The 17887-nt window shown below is 37.3% G+C and carries 19 protein-coding genes; 6 read left to right on the top strand and 13 right to left on the bottom strand.

Annotation, left to right across the window (positions count from 1 at the left end; all coding sequences use genetic code 11):
- Positions 1–126: 126 nt before the first annotated feature.
- Positions 127–1899, bottom strand: coding sequence for a glycerophosphoryl diester phosphodiesterase membrane domain-containing protein (locus B1B04_RS05280; protein WP_079560256.1), 1773 nt, complete (start codon positions 1897–1899; stop codon positions 127–129).
- Positions 1900–2157: 258 nt separating this feature from the next.
- Here B1B04_RS05280 and B1B04_RS05275 point away from each other — a divergent pair, with 258 nt between their 5' ends.
- Complete coding sequence (locus B1B04_RS05275) at positions 2158–2376, top strand: hypothetical protein (RefSeq protein WP_079560255.1); 219 nt, start codon at positions 2158–2160, stop codon at positions 2374–2376.
- 42 nt (positions 2377–2418) lie between these two features.
- On the opposite strand, the gene B1B04_RS05270 is transcribed toward B1B04_RS05275, so the two are convergent.
- Entirely contained in the window at positions 2419–3993 is a 1575-nt protein-coding gene (locus tag B1B04_RS05270; RefSeq protein WP_079560254.1) for an amidohydrolase, read from the bottom strand.
- 150 nt (positions 3994–4143) lie between these two features.
- Positions 4144–4728, bottom strand: a complete 585-nt coding sequence (locus B1B04_RS05265; protein WP_079560253.1) for a biotin transporter BioY — start codon at positions 4726–4728, stop codon at positions 4144–4146.
- A 516-nt stretch (positions 4729–5244) separates the two neighbouring features.
- Here B1B04_RS05265 and B1B04_RS05260 point away from each other — a divergent pair.
- Together B1B04_RS05260 and B1B04_RS05255 are read left to right on the top strand one after the other, a co-directional pair.
- Entirely contained in the window at positions 5245–5454 is a 210-nt protein-coding gene (locus B1B04_RS05260; protein ID WP_079560252.1) for a hypothetical protein, read from the top strand.
- Positions 5455–5483: 29 nt separating this feature from the next.
- Positions 5484–6443: a DUF2167 domain-containing protein gene (locus tag B1B04_RS05255; protein WP_094075070.1), complete on the top strand. Its 960-nt coding sequence runs from the start codon at positions 5484–5486 to the stop codon at positions 6441–6443.
- A 238-nt stretch (positions 6444–6681) separates the two neighbouring features.
- On the opposite strand, the gene B1B04_RS05250 is transcribed toward B1B04_RS05255, so the two are convergent.
- The 5 genes from B1B04_RS05250 to B1B04_RS05230 all read right to left on the bottom strand — a co-directional run bounded on the left by B1B04_RS05250 (position 6682) and on the right by B1B04_RS05230 (position 11830).
- A complete protein-coding gene (locus B1B04_RS05250) occupies positions 6682–7344 on the bottom strand; it encodes a TIGR04104 family putative zinc finger protein (protein ID WP_079560251.1) in 663 nt (220 codons plus the stop codon).
- The gene (locus B1B04_RS05245) at positions 7331–7846 is read right to left on the bottom strand and encodes a sigma-70 family RNA polymerase sigma factor (protein ID WP_079560250.1); all 516 of its coding nucleotides are present in this window, start codon (positions 7844–7846) and stop codon (positions 7331–7333) included. The genes B1B04_RS05250 and B1B04_RS05245 overlap by 14 nt, the downstream gene beginning before the upstream one ends.
- A 188-nt stretch (positions 7847–8034) precedes the next feature.
- Positions 8035–9483, bottom strand: a complete 1449-nt coding sequence (locus B1B04_RS05240; RefSeq protein WP_079560249.1) for a tetratricopeptide repeat-containing diguanylate cyclase — start codon at positions 9481–9483, stop codon at positions 8035–8037.
- Between the two features lie 639 nt (positions 9484–10122).
- Positions 10123–11331, bottom strand: a complete 1209-nt coding sequence (locus B1B04_RS05235) for a hypothetical protein (protein WP_079560248.1) — start codon at positions 11329–11331, stop codon at positions 10123–10125.
- Positions 11324–11830 (bottom strand): sigma-70 family RNA polymerase sigma factor, encoded by a 507-nt coding sequence (locus B1B04_RS05230; RefSeq protein WP_079560247.1) that lies wholly within the window; start codon positions 11828–11830, stop codon positions 11324–11326. Before B1B04_RS05230 ends, B1B04_RS05235 begins: the two co-directional genes overlap by 8 nt.
- A gap of 125 nt (positions 11831–11955) precedes the next feature.
- Between B1B04_RS05230 and B1B04_RS05225 the strand changes: the two genes are divergently transcribed.
- From B1B04_RS05225 to B1B04_RS05215, 3 genes are all read left to right on the top strand, one after another.
- Positions 11956–12396, top strand: a complete 441-nt coding sequence (locus B1B04_RS05225; protein ID WP_079560246.1) for a MerR family transcriptional regulator — start codon at positions 11956–11958, stop codon at positions 12394–12396.
- Positions 12383–12736: a DUF4260 domain-containing protein gene (locus B1B04_RS05220; protein ID WP_079560245.1), complete on the top strand. Its 354-nt coding sequence runs from the start codon at positions 12383–12385 to the stop codon at positions 12734–12736. The genes B1B04_RS05225 and B1B04_RS05220 overlap by 14 nt, the downstream gene beginning before the upstream one ends.
- Positions 12737–12822: 86 nt before the next feature.
- Positions 12823–13152 carry a YrdB family protein gene (locus tag B1B04_RS05215; protein ID WP_079560244.1) on the top strand — a complete coding sequence of 110 codons (330 nt, stop codon included), beginning with the start codon at positions 12823–12825 and terminating at the stop codon, positions 13150–13152.
- A gap of 28 nt (positions 13153–13180) precedes the next feature.
- Here the strand turns inward: B1B04_RS05215 and B1B04_RS05210 are convergent, their stop codons facing one another.
- The 5 genes from B1B04_RS05210 to B1B04_RS05190 all read right to left on the bottom strand — a co-directional run bounded on the left by B1B04_RS05210 (position 13181) and on the right by B1B04_RS05190 (position 17677).
- On the bottom strand, positions 13181–14128 hold the full coding sequence (locus tag B1B04_RS05210; RefSeq protein WP_079560243.1) for an MBL fold metallo-hydrolase: 948 nt from the start codon (positions 14126–14128) through the stop codon (positions 13181–13183).
- Positions 14129–14233: 105 nt separating this feature from the next.
- Positions 14234–14455, bottom strand: a complete 222-nt coding sequence (locus tag B1B04_RS05205) for a hypothetical protein (protein WP_079560242.1) — start codon at positions 14453–14455, stop codon at positions 14234–14236.
- Positions 14456–14466: 11 nt separating this feature from the next.
- A complete protein-coding gene (locus B1B04_RS05200; protein WP_240518209.1) occupies positions 14467–15537 on the bottom strand; it encodes a LolA family protein in 1071 nt (356 codons plus the stop codon).
- Entirely contained in the window at positions 15537–16982 is a 1446-nt protein-coding gene (locus B1B04_RS05195; RefSeq protein ID WP_079560241.1) for a HAMP domain-containing sensor histidine kinase, read from the bottom strand. The genes B1B04_RS05200 and B1B04_RS05195 overlap by 1 nt, the downstream gene beginning before the upstream one ends.
- Positions 16979–17677, bottom strand: a complete 699-nt coding sequence (locus tag B1B04_RS05190) for a response regulator transcription factor (protein WP_079560240.1) — start codon at positions 17675–17677, stop codon at positions 16979–16981. The genes B1B04_RS05195 and B1B04_RS05190 overlap by 4 nt, the downstream gene beginning before the upstream one ends.
- Between the last annotated feature and the right edge of the window lie 210 nt (positions 17678–17887).

Genomic DNA, 17887 nt, shown 5'->3' with positions numbered 1-17887 from the left:
TCCGCGGGTATTCGCTTTCCTTCCGCGGGTATTTCCCCCTCGCGCGGATATTCGCCTTCCTTTCGCGGTATTCTTCCCTCCGCGGGTATTTCTTTTAATCTAGTATTACACGCATTCCATACAGATTTAATACATGAATTGAAGTAGGTTGAGTATTCGCTGTAAAAAGTATTCACGTTCATTTTGCTTTGTTCGTATATCCAAAGCCATATCGGGGAGATCGGTTATGACTCCATTGACATTTTTCCGAATAAAATCATGTAATGACCGATTATTATTCAATGTCCATACGAACAAGTCAATTTTTTGCTGCTTCATCTCTGAGATTAGCTGGTCTGTTACCCATGCTTCCTCTAGTGAAATGAAATCAACGGTTTCATCCATCGGCCCGATATTTAATGCATAGACAACTCCAACACGTAAGTTCGGTGCCAATTTTTTTATTTGTGACATCATTTGTGGATCTGAAGATTGCACATAATACTTATCAAGGACTTTGTAAGCTTTTAGTTTTTTTACTAACTTGGGCAATACGTCTTCTGTTTCTTTACCATGTACTTTTAGTTCAATTAGTAAGGATACATTTAGGGCTTTTGCTATTTCAATAAAATCATCCAATGAAGAAATTTTGTCGTTAAAGCCATTAGCATGAATTGTTAACGTCTTCAATTCACCGAGCGTCATATTGGCGATAACACCATTTTTACCTGTGAGTCTTCTTAATGTTTGATCATGAAATACTACGAATTGTCCATCAACGGTTTGTTGAATATCGATCTCGATTAAATCTGCACCCGAACTTGCTGCACTGACAAGGCCGCTGATCGTATTTTCCACATTTCCCTTCGTGTAGCCCCGATGTGCAATAATTTTTGTATCTTGTGCATAGACACTTTTCTCTAATGAAATACCATTCATCACACTTAATGCGATGAAAACAACCAAAATGATGAAAGTTAACGGCTTATAGTTTCTTTTTCTAAATTTCGGTGTAAATCGTGATCTACCTAAAATAGGCGTTTTATAGGTAATCGCCACCATTACTTGTGAAATCATTGCTTGCAGTAAACTAAATAACACTCCAAACACCATTTCTAAAAAAGCAAGAGTAATCGCTGCTGTTACAAGTGCGGTGCTCGGAATCAAACGCTCCAACAAATATAATGGAAAAGTACTTATTATCGTAATGCCAAGCATCACAAGTAAATGAACTATAATAAGCATGAATATTAATCCAAGGAGGCCCAACAAGCCGCGCTTTGAAAAGCGCCAGCTTTGTATGAATGAACGAAGTAATGATATTTTTGGCTGGATTGTAAAAATCGGCATTGTCAAAATGCTACGTATCCCTACTATAACTAAAAATATTGTTATAGCCGCATAGAATAAACGACCAGAACGACTGCTCATGATATCATCTGTCAAAATATGTGGAAGGGAAAAGGTTTGTGTGAATGTTAGCGGAAGTATCAATGAAGTTAATGGCAATAAAAGTGCAATATAAATAATTAAAAAAATGACTTGAATACTAAAAAAGGAAAGCATCTTACGATTGAGTTGCTGCCACATGTGTTGAAATCGATAGCGAGTACCTCTTTGTTGATGAAAGGCCATTATAAAAAGAAAGCCCATTTCATAATAAATAAATAGCAAAATGAGCATTATCAAAAGAATGATCATCAAGATGACAAAGGGATGCCCCACAAAACTTTGAATATTTTGCTCAGTTATTTGTGTGTACCCGGTAACTCGTAGCATTAGCTTAAATACGATAGCTGTTACTGGAACAATTAATAAAAACTGAAATAATTTAATCAGTGCGAAAACTTGTATATAATCAAAGCGATACTTATAAATATTGTAGACGGCTTGGCGCATCACTTGTCCTGTTTTGTGCATTTACTCACCCCAGTCATACCTATCGTATCCCCTATCTTAAGCATCTTTACGATTTTTATAAACTCTTCCTTACAGGATATGTAAAGCCATTTATGTTAAATTACTTGAGCTCTTGAAATACAATTTGTCCCATATAATATGCGAGTAAAAATGATAAGATTTCTGTATTTATAGTAGTGTCTAAAAATTTTTTTGAAACTTTTTTGTATGTCACTCAGTAAATAATAAAATCGATACAATTTAAGGGGGCTAATAATTATGATACATACGATTTTTAACTTTAGAGATCTTATTAGTACAACTGTACTTCTTGTATGTTTCCTCGCCATATTTTTCGTGATGATTAATATGATTAAAAAAATGAAATCGACAGCTCCTCTACCTCCTGAAGAAACACTTCAACAAAAAGTGGACGATTTAACAACACGGGTGAAAGCGTTAGAGCATCGAGTGGAAAACTTATCAGAAAAACAATAGCGCTTAAAAAAATATTTGTTAAATGAAAAAACGCTGTAAAGTTTATCCTTTACAGCGTTTTTCATAAACGATACAGCCATCCACAACCGTATATACCACTTTTACTTGTGGAATATTTTCAATAGCTATCGTAAAAAGATCCTCTTCTAATATAGTGAAATCTGCTGTATAGCCTTTTTCAATCTTACCTCGAATATCGTCTTGGGCTATTATTTGTGCAGCTCCTACAGTATAGAGTTGTACTGCCTCAAAACGTGATATTTTCTCCTCTGGTCCGTAGCCGTTATGAGATTCTCCAAAATTCCGTCTTGTGACTGCCGCGTATATTCCGTGTAAGGGGTTTGGTACTTCAATCGGGGCATCACTGCCACCTGCAACGACTAATCCGCTAGCAAGTAGTGATTTTAATGGGTGCAAGCCTTTTGTTCGTTCCTCCCCTAGCCTAGCTAGTTCTGCCGTATACTCGCCCTGCACAAATTGCGGCTGCATATCCACAGCGACTGGCAACGCAGCAAGTTTTTCTACTATCCCTTCATCCACTAAGCTACAATGAATAACACGATCTAATTGACCTTCTTGGGGCGGATAGGTAGCAAATACGTTTAAAATTGTTTCGATGGCTAAATCCCCAATGGCATGCACGGCCACTGTTTGTCCATGCTGTCGTGCAAGTTGAACATATTGCTCTAATTGTTCTGTTGAATGGACAAGCATACCGTAATTGCCTGGCTCATCACAGTATGGTTCTCGTAAGGCTGCAGTACGTCCTCCAAAGGCACCATCGATAAAGATCTTCATTGCACCAAACTCTAAATACGGAGAAGATGTTTCTTCCATCTTAGTTACTTCCTTAAATACTGTGTGGTGCTGTAATAAATGAACTTTAAACGATTGCCTTGCCTCGACAATCTTTCGAAAAGCATTTATTGGTTGAATCGGTGGCCCGTAATAGCTTAAATCTTCAGAATGACCACCCACTAAGCCATATGATTGCAAGGATATTACCGCCTTCTCAAGCGCATCCTCGATATATTCAGGCGTAATATGGGGCATATGGTTAACAATCATATACAATGCTGCATCCTTTAAGACACCTGTTAGCTGACCATCTACTTTTTCAATGACGCCACCTTCTGGTGATGGTGTGTCGTTTGTTATTCCTGCAAATGCCATTGCCTTGGAATTTGCCAAAATTAAATGATGGCAACTACGCTTAATTATTAAATGTGCTTCCCCTAAAGCATCGAGTTCCGATAATGTTGGGAAAATAGGAACTTCAAACTGTGTCTCATTAAGTCCTATCGCAATTACCCATTGATCTGCGGGAACTTCCAGCATCCTTTCACGAATAATGGCCAGTAGCTCATCCTTACTTCTGACGTTCGATACATCAATATGCTTTAATTTTTCCCCGTATCCAATAATATGTAAATGACTATCGACAAAGCCTGGATACATCACATTCCCTTGTAAATGTTTAATAGAAGTAGCTTGTGGCGACAAGCTCTCTACTGAGCCTGTCGCCACAATTTTTCCTTCTTTAACTAGGACTGCTTCAACTGTTTCGCCAACTTGTGCCATCGTGTAAATTTTTCCACCTGTCCATAACGTTGCCAAAACAATTCCTCCTATGCAATCAGTTCTAATCAATTATGCTTCGGTATAATTGCGACCGAAGGCATTGGGCCAACGTGATGTTGGTCACTCAGTCGTGTGTCGCTGTCGCTTCGCTTTCACACAGATAAATTGCCACAGGACGTGGCGTTCTTAGACTGAGTTCCTCTGTTCAGCACGAGTTTGGACCACGTTGAAAGAAATTAAATGTGCTCGCTCTAGGCGACGACGAACAATTACGCCAAACCATCCTGCCATAATGGCTTTCACAATACCTACTATAATAAACGGTGCCGCACCACCCATAAATGCAGCTGTCCAAGTTAAATCTCCAACGATTTTTAACCAAGTCGTTCCAAATGCCAATGTCACAACCATCCCAATGATGTTCGAAGTAATAGCATGGAAAATTGTAACTCCGAATTTATCTAAATATAAGCCCATAATGATTGCTGTGACAAGGAATCCGACAATATAGCCACCTGTAGGGCCAACTAAAATCGCAAATCCTCCTGACATACCACTAAATACTGGAATACCTGCCGCTCCAAGCAAAATATATATCAATACTGACAACGTTCCAAGTTTTGTTCCTAAAATCGTTACGACTAATCCTACTGCTAATGTTTGTCCTGTTATTGGAATAAGTGGTAACGGTATCGTTACTTGTGCAAGAACAGCAATAATCGCTGCACCAAATGCCGCTAACACATAATTATATGTACTACTCTTTTTCAAACTAAATTTCCTCCCCTTGTGCGTTAACTATAGATGAAAATAAGTTAACACAAACATAAAGCAAATGAAAACTGTTGTCAATCTATTTCGAAAAATTGCTATAAAAAAAGAAATCACTATAGTAAACTAGCAATTTCTTATCATATGTCTTCATGTAATTTAAATAAATCAGGAACTATTTGATAAGAATATCACACAAACTAAAATCAAAATCCAAAAATGCTTATTAAAAAATGCGTAAATATAATTAGTCACATATGTTATTGAATGTACGATTCGTTAACATTCTACAATTAATATTGGTTTTTTGACTATAATTAGTCAATTCGGATAAAAATCATTCGGAAAAAGACCCGTATTTTGAAAATGAAGGATAGGTATCTCAGTCTCCAATCGTGTGCAAGCAAGTGGTAGTAATTGTGCCTGCATACTTATAGTTGGAAGAATGCGCGTTGTAACATTTTGGTTTATATGGTAACATACTTAAGTATTTTTCCATTATTAAGGAGGCAAGTTATGTTACGCACTGGAATCATTCTTTTAATTTTAGGTTTAGGGGCATTTATTCTGCCGCAATTCGGTCTACAATTCAAATTATTTACCGTTTTTAACGACATTTTTGGCGGAGGCGAAACCTATGTCGAAATTGCTCTTGCAGGTATAGGCGCCGTCCTAGTATGCATTCATTTATTTAAAGGAAAGAAGGACAAGTCGTCCGCAGCATAAGAACATGTGATTTTTGGGAGGAAGATATTTTGAAATCGTTAATTGCAAGACTATTAAAATCAGTAACTGCTATGACTTTAATTATGATGGTGTGTGCGGTTCCCGCATTCGCCGAAGAAGAGCTAAATTGGGTCGAAGGTGGACAGAAAGTTGACGTGGGGACAAATTTAGCGGAACTGGAGTTAGACAGTGATTTTATTTTTCTGAATGCCGAAGATACGAAAAAGTACCTAACGCAGGGCGGAATGGAGCCGAGCGGGTCAGAAATCGGCGTGGTTTTTCCAAAGGATGAAACTCAGACTTGGGCCGTTTATTTCGAATATGACGAATCTGGATATATAGAAGACGACGAAAAAGCGGAAATCGATGCTGATGCCTTGTTGGAAAGCTACAAAGAAGGTACTGAAGAAATGAATAAGGAGTTAAGCCCTGAAAATCAGTTATTCGTTGACAAATGGGATGTTGCTCCATTCTACGACAACCAATTACATAGTTTGTCGTGGTCTTTATTAGCCCATGATAATCAGAACAATGGTGTTATTAACTACAATGTGCGAATTCTATCCCGTGAAGGCTATATCTCGGCGATACTAGTCTCAGATCCGGCAAATTTGCAGGCAGATCGTATAGTGTTTAACAACAAGATCCTGTCGCAGTTTAACTTAAAGAAGGGTCAGCGCTATGAGGATTTTGACAAAAAAACCGATAAGGTAGCTGATTTCGGCTTAACAGGATTAATTCTTGGAGGTGCGGGTCTAGCAGTTGCCAAAAAAGCGGGCTTTTTTGCTGTACTCCTCCCTCTATTGAAGAAGTTCGGGATCATAATTGTGCTGGCTGTCGGTGCGATTTGGGGCTTTATTCGTAAAAGAATGGGATTGAAGAAAGAGCAACCTGAACATTCGGAAGAACTACCGACACAAGTAGAGCAATCGGAGCAACCTGCTCAGGACCAGGACAAGGACCAAGAGATTGACAAGCAGAAAGTTTAATTTGCATGAGAAATAACCGCTAAACGTTTCGCGAATGTGGTTAAAAATAGGAATAATTAAAGCCCCTCCTAATCACTCGTTAGCCGAGTGATATAGGAGGGGCTTTTCATATCGGTATTCATTTAAAGAAGTGCCTTATAGCCAAAACCGTAGCGAATATTGTATCCTCTCACCCGTTGGCAATCTAATCTAATAAAAAAGAAATTACTATAGTGAACTAGCAATTTCTCTATACAAATTACCAAAGCGGATCGTTGATAGGATCATCTTCTTGTAAATCAAATACATATGGTGCTAGTAGTCGATAATAAATAAGAACACCCGCCATAAAGAAAATAGTCCCAATAGAAATATTATTAAAAATCATATGCATAAATACCATAAGTGGAATCGGGAACGTTAAAATACCACCCATTTTCATTGATTTTTTTGTGCGATATTGTTTTTTCCCACAATAAGGACATTCGATTTGTCCATTTTTCCGGTACATTTTTCGAGCTTGCTTCTCTGACCAAGTTTCCCCACACTCAATGCACACCGGTAGGCCATAGCCTTTCTTGATTAACACACCTTTCACAATCAAAGCAATCCCTATCAAGAAGCTAAAAAGCAATATACCTTTTACAAATTCGTTTTGTAAAATTGTCCATAGGCTCCATGTATCCGCTTCTTGCTGTACACTAGCTGCCTGATGACTACTTGAATGTTTATTCTGCGATAATAAATAACTAAAACCAATGGCCAACATCGTAAACGTCGCAAGCACCACACGATATTGCCACGGACTGCTTCTTCTTTGTTTCGTTTTACTACGTGCTTTCTGAGCAATAGCCTGTTTTTTTTCATCTGTAAGCTTTACTTCATGAAGCTCTTTTAGCATATCTTCTTTAAATTGATTCATGGCGTAACACCTCCCAATCATAATCACCGATTGCTGTTGCAAGTTGCTTTCTAGCACGCTGTAATCTTGTACGTATTGTTGCTTCTGGACAACATACGAGCTGTGCAATTTCAACTGTCGTCATATCCTCAAAATAATAGAGAATCAGTACTTCCCTATAGGCCACAGATAATGTAAACAAAGCTTCTACTAGCTCTCGTTTTGTGGATTTAGCAAGATATTCTTTTTCAGGCGTGACTGCTGTCGTACGTCCTGTTATTTTTTCAAAGAGTGTCAATCGTTTACTTTTCCAGCTGCGCAAATAATCATGGCTTCGATTGACCGTCATTTTCACTAAATATGTACGTAATGATGCTTCTTGACGAAATTGCTCCTGCTTTTGATAAAAGGCGATAAACACATCTTGCACAATGTCCTCAGCTGTTGCTTCATTTTTCACATATAAATAAGCAACCTTTAGTAAATAATCACCGTGCTCTGCAATAATATTTTCGATATCCATCGTTGTCCTCACCTTCTTTCTAAACTACTGACGGACGCCGCTTCATTTCCGATTCACTTTTTTTAAAAATTTTTTCAAAAGAAAAGAATCTGCGAAACTCCAACGACTATACGTTGGAATGAAGCAGATCCTTTTTGATTGATACTAAATATTTGCACTTACACGCCAGTACCCATCATCTAACTTGTTTAATTACGATTCCCCGCACCACTATATTGATTAAAAACAGTGCTTTGGTTACGACCATTGCGCTTTGACGTATATAGTGCTTTGTCCGCATTATGGATCAGCTCCTCAACAGTGGCAATCTGACCTTGTTTATTCGTACTGACGCCAATACTAAATTCCAACTGAACGGTCTCATCATTAATTGTTAAGGACATAGAGTTTAATGTTTGATAGAGATTTTCCGTTATCGTTTGAATAGATTCACCCTCCGGTAATTGACTAAGAACAATAAACTCATCTCCGCCAAAACGAGCAACAATCGACTCAAATGATTGAAAATAATCCTTTAATGTAGTTGCAGTAATCGTTAAAGCATCATCACCAAATAAATGACCATTAGCATCATTAATTTCTTTAAAATGGTCTAAATCAATCATCATTAATGCTAATTGCTGATTTTCTACCGAAGCTTTCTCCAGCATTTTTTCTGCATTCTCATCAAAATAACGTCGATTATAAATATTCGTTAATGGATCAACGTAAGAAGTTTTTTCAAAACGTTTTTTCTGGTCATTATACTCCATCTCAAATAACAAATGAGTATAATTTTCCCTTTGTATTTCCAATAGAATGTTAATATATTCCTTTTGTATCGAGCACAATACAAGCTTATTCCCTTGTTCTTCTATTAGCTTCACTAAAGAATTATAAATAGTTTGAAGCATAGACAAATCATTATTTTGTAAGGCATAGTGCTTCGACTTTTGATACAAATCAATGGCCTCGCCAATGCGCCCCTGTTTTTCACAGAGCAATGCATAGGCATTCATAACCTCCAATTGTAACTTGGAGTAAGGTGGTTTCTTAATCGTCACTAGCAATTCTTGCAATAATTCATCTGCTTCATCAAATTCCTCCAAGCAAATTTGTGCAACAGCTAAGTTTATTTTTGAATAAATAATCCCTGAATAAGGATTTTCATGCTTTTTTTCAAAATAATTGGCATAGTATAAGCTCTTTAATGCAAAATCCTTCGCTTTTTGAGAGTTCCCTAAAGAGTTTTCTAAGTCGCTTAAATTATTATAAATTTTCCCTATGCTATCTGTATGTTGAATACGTTCAGCAATCTCTAGTCCCTTGATCATAAACTCTTTCGATTTCTTTATATGGCCGAATGTCCCCCAATAAATGGATGCTAAAATATAATGATGGATTAAATCGATATCATCGCCATATTGGAAGGTTAATTCTCGATATTGCTCTAGCACACTAATGGATACTTGCAAATCACCTGTTTGAAAATAGCTTGCACAGCTATAGCGTAATAACAGGATTGCTTTTTTATACATACCAAGCTCAATAGCACTTTCAATTGCGGCACTACTTAATTCTATATATTCTATAAAGCGATTCGCTTCATACAATTCATTGAGCGTAATCCATAATTCTTCAAACTCCTGTGTGTTCATACCGCCCCTCCTTAAAGTAACCCTACTTCTTTAATACTATCTTTATGTGCCAAATATTACAATTCCTCAGACTCATTTATTTTCAAATTTATGAGTAAAATTTACCTCAAAATCCCATTCAGTGATTCATTTATCCTAAAAAATTGTGATTCCTTTTGTAAAATGACTCTTTTTATAGGGGGAATATTAAAGATACCATAATTTTCCGTTAAATAAAAAAAACAGCCTCTTCTCGAAAGAGACTTGAAGAAGGTGTGGATGGCTAGATATGTGTGGATCATCATCATAATATGTGGTTGATTTCCGTTCCGGCTAGCTACTTTCCTGGGAGCTTCGGGGCAACAGATGTTTTTTTGTGCGAAAGCGTAGCGGCAACAACATGAGAGTTAGTCACCAAGCTGCAATCACAGGACTTGATATCTTTAGCCTTCGTTCCTCTCCCCGCTTCGCTTGCGCTCCAAATACTCATCTGTGACACTAATATTCCCACCGGGTCGCCCAGCCTCCAATCAAAATACTCAGGACGTAAACAAATGTTAAACTAATCGCAAAAATCAACTGTTCTACATCACAAAAAGAATTCAAAGAAATCAAACCTCGTCATAAAGAAAGCGCTCCCAAATTATATTATCATAACGTTTAATGTAAAGATTCTTCAATACTTAAAAGCTTCTTTAACTCTACTGACCTTTCATTATTTAGATGTACCATACCATAACCTACTTTATACAAATCAAGTGATTGACCGGAACTATCCCAGATATCTACCCGAACTCCATCTAGTATAAATGAATAATCTGGAGGGTATCCAATATTTTCAACAGGCTGCCACTCTGTTTGTCGAAAGAATTGCATGACTTCCTGTTCGTTTTGAACGTTGAGCATAGTCGTTACTGTTGGTTCAACAATTTCCACATTGTTTAATACGCCGTAATTTGTGACTCTACCATTTTCATCAATTGACTCACTCCTATTTGATTCTACACTGACATAATCTCCTTGCTTTACCGGGAAACCATCCAAAACCGGATACCAAGTTGCTTGTGGGTACTTTTTCATAATTTGCTCTTGCGATAGGTTTTCTAAGTCCTCAGGAATAGCCTTTTCAACAAATAGAAAGGCATTGGATTCTACTTTTATGACTGTTCCCTCATACTTAATTCCATGTGAATTACTTGAATAATTCTTGATTCCTTTTTGCTCCTTTATCGCTTTTACCTGATCTGCAAAATGCTTATCAAAATAGCGGATAGCATCCTGAGCGGCTATTTCTTGTACTATACCGTTTGGGAGAGTAGGATACTTTCCTCGGTAAAAGGAATCCAGCTTTTTTTGAGCTGTATACATCGGTAACAAAGGCTCCACATATGTTTTAAAGTAGTTCTTGATTCCCTTCTCTTTTAAAAGCTTCGCATATTCAGGTGATTGTTGTAACATAAAAAGCTCGTCATAATGCTCCTTCCTTACCGCCTTTAGTTCTGCGTCAGAATATTGGAGACTAAGTGACTTCGCATAATAATAAGTGGCAACTACCTTCTTGTAGCGCTCTATTGCCTCTTTTGTATAAAATTCCTCGTCTTGTTTGCCCCAATTAATGCGCATTATATTTTCAAAATGGGTAAGCTGTGTATCGTTAAACATAATTGCAGATTGTTTCGTCTCCTTATTCAGTAGCTGCACCATAACAAATCCAACGAAGCAAAACGTGACAATCACTGTTAAAAGCGCGAAACGAATGGGCTTTTTAGCTTTGACATCTCGCTGCTGTAAGACACGATTTTTAACACGCTCTTTACTCTCTACCATATCCCCTGCCACTTTCAACAACTCTTTTTGCCATTCATTCATGTCCAAGCACCTCCCATTCCTCCAGCTTTAGTTGAGACTTTAAAGCTTCTCTTGCCCTTTTTAACCTTGTTTTAACAGTGTTTTCTACAATACCTAGAACTTGTGCTATTTCGGCAATCTTCATCTCTTCGAAATAATAAAGGATGATTGGCTCTCTATATTTTAGTGGAAGCTTTAAAATAGCTGCCCCAATTTGGGTCCTTTCCTCCGCTTCAATCAGTGTGTCGCTCTGTATGTTAGCCCTCTCAGGGAATATTTTTTCTTGTAAAATTAATTTCTTAAAATGCCAGCTTTTTAAATAATCTTTGCTTTTATTAATCGTTAACCTTGATAAATAAGCACGTAGCTGTCCACGTTCCTCATAATCATGCTGAGAAAATTTTATAAAAACCTCCTGCACGATATCCTCTGCCGCGTGTCTATTTTTCACGTAAAAATAGGCGAGACGCAATAAATGCTCTGCATGATCATCCATAATTTGTTCAAGTATGCCGTCCACCTCCCCCTCTTACACTATAAACGACTGCCAAGAAATGACCGTTTCACTTGATTTTTAAAAATTTCAATTTTCGTATTGACCTTGGAGCATACTCCAATGTTAGGATAAATTTAGGAGGTGCTCACATGCATATTAAACAGTTTGCAGCAAAGTATAATTTATCTACGGATACCGTACGTTACTATGAAAAAGAAGGATTACTACATCCAAATAAACAGGACAATGGCTATCGCGTTTATGATGTCACGTGTGAACATACAATCAAATTTATTTTAGTCTTAAGGCAGCTTGGCTTCACATTACAAGAAATCAATCAACTCCTTACACTAGAGCAAAAGCCTACTTCAGATTCCTGCAATCAAAAGACCGTACAGCTTTTCTCTGCAAAGATTACTCACATTGAGCAGCAGTTATATTTTTATCAGCAGGCACTACAATCCTTACAGCTCACTCAAACATTAATGGCTGAAGGAAAATACGCAGAAAATAAGTTAGTCATCGGCTCACTTATCGAGGATATGTATAATAAATTACAAGAAGGAAGTGTTCATCATGAAACTACGTAAAATTATCTCATCGGAATATTTAATAGCACTTTTAGTAGCTGTATTTTTCTACTGGCATTTTGAATTTTCGTTCCTATATTTTGTACTACTTTTATTACTACCTGATATAACGATGTTAGGCTACATAGTAAACACTAAAGTTGGCGCGTTATTTTACAATATTGGCCACAGTTTAGTCCTGCCAGGTATTCTCTTAATTATAGGCTTTGTCACTGCATCATCACCGCTACTAATGGCTTCTATAATTTGGTTAGCTCATATATTTTTAGATCGTGCACTAGGCTATGGTTTAAAATATGAAGCAGCTTTCAATAAAACACATTTACAACAAATAGTTTAAGTTAGAAGTTGAGGCTCTATCAGTGAACGGTATTTTATCAGCGATTATGTTTACCCTTTTAAAAAACTATTTTTCGGAGGGATCATATGGTGTTGAATTTAGTTCTTCGCTTTCTATTAGAAATTTGCGTGTTAATGGCTTATGGATATTGGGGTATACAAACTGGGAAAGGCATATTCTTCAAGCTCTTACTTGGGGTTGGAGCACCCGCTTTGTTTGTAGTTCTATGGAGTATGTTTGGTTCTCCCAAAGCAACATTTCCATTGAGTGGGATTTCGCATTTTATGTTTGAATTTGTAATATTCTCGCTAGCCGTCATAGCACTATATGCAACAGGTCAAACAAAATTAGCTTATGTATTTGCTATACTAATCATCATTAATCAGATTTTATTGTCCGTATTTCATCAACGCTAAAAAAATCCACTTTTTCAAAAGTGGATTTTCAGCTTTTTTGAAGGTATGTGTATACCGTTGTAAGGTTAGCTTTAATACCGTTTACGCCCTTCCACTCCCTAAACGTTTTAGGTACATCAAATTCAGAAATAAAATCTTCCAGTGACAACTTTTGTTGAAGGGCCTCTTTTGCTTGTTGAGTCATATAAGATAAATAATCAATTAACGTATCGCATACAGTCAAATCTGCAACATTACCATGACCAGGAACAATTATATTGATATCGATTTGTTTAACTTGCTTTAATATGTTCAAAAATTCTTCTGGGTTATAGATCGGGACATGTAAATCTTCTGTCACTAAATCCCCCATAAAAGCTATTTTTTCTTTAGGTAAGTACATAAATGTATCACTCGGTGAATGTCCCCCACCTAAACAGTATAATTCCACAGTTTTATCGGAACCTGTGATAGTCAGTTTTTCTTCAAACAACATGGATGGTAACACAATTTGTAATTGAGATAAATCATCCAAAACCTTCGACATTTCTTGATATTGGTTGATTAAACTCTTTTTAATAATGATGTCCTCTGTTGAATCAATTTTACTTTTTAGCTGAAGCAGGTATTGATTCATATCCTGCTTTTCCTTCTCGTAGTCTTCAATCTTATTCTTTTCTTTGCACAATTTCTCCGTTACATATGTAGAAATAATTGTTGTATCCGAAAATACTTGATTCCCAAAAACGTGATCCCCGTGATAGTGACTGTTAATCAAATACTTAACTTTCTTACCGGTTAAACTTTCAGCTTGGCGTCTTAACTCTTCCCCCGCTGAAGGAGTACTTAGCGAATCAAAAACTAGAAGTTCGTCACCTAAATCAATGATTCCCGCATTACCCCAAGCACCTTGACCTGGTTTAGCAACCGCAGCATAAACACCGTCACATAAATGATGCAAAGTAAAATAGTTTGTTTCTATAATCTCCCGTCCCATTCATAGTTCCCCTTTGAAGTTTTTACATATTATAGCATTTATACTTGTAAATAAATCAAGATATAAAAGAAAATCCACTCTTTTTCAAAGTGGATTTTCCTCATATTAGATGAGGCGTTTAATTTTCGTTTCATATAGAGCAACTATTAGTAAGCCACCAAGTATAGGGATTAGAGAGCCAAAACTGAAATAAAAACCTTCATCATTGAATTGTCCTAAGAAATGAAATTGCAGCCACGGAACACCGTATGTTTCACCTACACCGTATAAAAAAACTGTGCTAAATAAAAACAACGCAAGACATTTAATAAATTCATTTCTTTTCATTTCAATTCACCTCATTTACCGATGATCATTTGTTCTGCATAGGCTTTAAGGTCTTCGATTGTTCGCTCAGGGTTTTCATTCATAATGCCATATTGATAACCATTTTCCTGCCAGCCAATATAACGGAATTTTTTCTCGTCCATGGCAGTCCCTTTTTGACCTCGGATGTCTATTTCTTTTTCACCTAAAGTAGGATCAACCTCAGGTGCATTACCACTTGCTTTAAAAACTGTTACTGAAATTTCTTTCTGACTGTTCTTTGTATAATTAAAAGTATATTCTGAACGTCCTTCTATCCCTTTATCTAATGAAATATCCTCCAAAATTAAACCATTTTCTTCTGGCACCATTAATAATTCACCAAGCTCTCCTTTCACTGTATCGATTGTTACCGACTCAGATTCATGCCCGCTAATTTCCTCGACTTTTGCATCCTTTGGAATATCAATTGTAAATTGTGCATCATCAATTTTTGCACTGTCGTCTAGTTTCGTATACTCTGATGTTATTTTATTTCCAGCACTATTCGTTATAGTTTTTAACGTCACCCAAGTTTTTTTATCAATCCATACTTCAATATCACCTACTAAAGTATCGTCTTTTTTGGCTTTCGCTACAATTTTATACGTATCTCTTCCAGCAACCTTCTCCTCCCCTCCCATTTTCACGTCATGTGTATCCTTTACTAAATTAAATAATGCTTCTGCCTGATCTCTTGGTGATTGAAATAAAACCGGACCACCTTCATCTATATCCATTTTATGAACAGTGTTTTTTACAACATCATATAAAGTGACTTGTGAGCCATTATTGACTGTGATGACATGCTCACCATTTTCAGCTGTTATCTCAACACGTCGTTTACCATCTTTAGTCCACTCCTTAACTTGAGCTTTTCCACCAGCCTCATCCATATCCATCTTGTATTCTGCGTAATAAGTAAGTGGTTCTTTCGTTTCCTGTAATGCTTGGTCAATAATTTCCTGTGGTGAATATGCCCCCTCCGTATTACATCCTACTAAGCTAAATGTTAGCGCGGCAACTAAACCTGCTGCACGTAATGATTTTTTCCAATCCATCATCAATTCTCTCCTTTAAATGGTGGCAACCAGCAAAGTACAGCTGTTCCATAGTCTTCTTTTGATACCAGCTCGACTGTCCCACCATGCTTTTCTATAATTTGTTTTGCTATATTTAATCCTAGTCCAGTGCCGCGCTCCCCAGCCTTTGTTCGTGCTGAATCTGCTTGGTACATGGGCTCAAATAACTTCTCAATATCCTCTTTTTTTACACCTTGCCCGTTATTTTGCAAGATGATATACATACCGTCTTGCTTTCTTTGGGCTGCCCGTACAAAATCAAAGCACCATATTGGACACTCTCCAGCATTCACGGCTGCTAAGCCTATCGTTGTACCTAAAGCTCCATAGCGCCAAGCATTGCTCATTAAATTGTCGATCACCCGTTGAAGTTGCTTCGGATGGACTGCATACATACCTTCTATGTCACAAGTGACTTCAAGCATAAATCCTCGATCCTTGCATAGCTGCTCATAATCAGACAATGCCATTTCAAAAAACTCGGCCCCATCTACTGCAACAAGTTCTAAATGATAGCTTGTGGATCGCAGTATAGTGAACATTAGTAAATCCTCTAACATCTGCTTCATCGTTTCGGACTTTGTTAATATAATTTGTCGGTACTCATCTTGTTGTTCTTCTGATAGCGCCTTGCTTTGTAAAGACTCGGCATACGCTTGAATAGCTGTAAGTGGCGTTTTCAAATCATGGGAAATACTCGCAATCATTAGCTCCTTTTGCTGTTGTTCAACTTTTAAATGCGCTCGTGCGGCTTCAATTTCGTCCTGCATGGCCAGAAAGGTTTGAGCAAGTTCCCCGATTTCATCTTTTCTTGCTTCTAAATTCGATTCCACATGCTCCCCTTTTGCAAAAGCACGCATTTGCCTCATTAGTTCATGTAACGGTCGATTTAATTTACGATTAAGCAGCATCATAACTGCAAAATAAATAAGGAGGAATAATAGTATAGTGCTGGCTATTACAAGCCAAGAACGACTTTCTACACCCTTTACCCAATCCGTCCGAATTAATTGAATTTCATATACCCCAAGCAATTCCGCATCTTGATAAACAGGTTCTTTATACGTAAAGGCATTGTAATTTTGCTTTAGTTCATATAAACCTTTTAAAATAGTATCCCTAGATTCATAGTCCGATTTCAATGGATTTGAGGAATACAAAAGAATGCCTGATTTTGTGTAAAGTGTAATGGCGAGTTGATCATTCGATAATCCTTCAATCTCTTGTATATCCGCATTTTTTTTATAATGCGCAGGATCTTCAAGAATGGATTTCACCTGATTAAGCTCTGTCATTTTTTCGAAATACTCTGCAACGTTTTTATCTTGATAATAGGCATTAATCCACACATAAAGGCTATAAGCACCTGTTATCGGTAACACCATCACGATGAAAAAAGTGATGAGTAACCAAGTTTTTATTTTCATAGCGGTTCACCAATGAAGCGGTAGCCCTTGCCCCAAACTGTTTGTATATAATACGGGGTTTTGACTGGGTCCTTTAACTTTTCTCGTAGCGCCTTTATATGTACTGTGACTGTATGTGTTTCATCTACGCTCGCTTGTTGCCAAATATGCTGATATAATTCTTCTTTTGAAAAAGTTTGGTTTGGATTTTTCGCAAGTAGTTTTAACAGCGCAAATTCCTTCTGTGTTAAGGTAAGCTCTTTATCATGAAGGCGCACTGATTCCTTTTGCCAATCCATTTTTAAGCCTTGTGCAAAGGATGTAACATCTTCTGTTATTTCTTTTTTCGTATAACGTTTCCAACGACGTAAGTGTGAGGCGACACGTGCCTTTAACTCCTCTAAGCTAAACGGTTTCGCAATATAATCATCAGCGCCCTGCAAGCCCTCAACCTTATCTGCCTCTTCCTTACGCGCACTCATCATTAAAATAGGTACATCACTTTCCCAACGAATATTTTGACAAACAGTAAGACCGTCCATCTCCGGCAACATCCAATCGACTAACACTAAATCAAATGTATCAGCTTGAAAATCAGCTAGCCCTTCGAGTCCTGTTGTTGCCCAAGTAATTTGGTAACCTTCTTGCTCAAGCGTTTCCTTCACAATACGTCCAATCGCCGTATCATCCTCAATCACTAATAGCTTTTCTTTCATCTGACTTCCTCCTGCACTAACCTTACTATGTAAAAAGACATTTTTTCTGAACTTTATACTTTCTTTATAATTACCATAGATCTGGCTTTCCGTCACTTCTCGTTTTTTATCCGTCGCTCAGCTCGGTCTATCCGTCGCCTGCATTTCTTTCCCCCGCTCTAGTTGGAATCCTTCGCTTCACCTTTGAATCAATCCATCAATCCTATCCAA

Origin of the sequence: Lysinibacillus sp. KCTC 33748 (assembly GCF_002237755.1) — a bacterium.
GTDB lineage: Bacteria > Bacillota > Bacilli > Bacillales_A > Planococcaceae > Lysinibacillus.
Note: the sequence above shows the minus strand (reverse complement) of the source record. Positions and strands in the feature narration are given on the sequence as shown.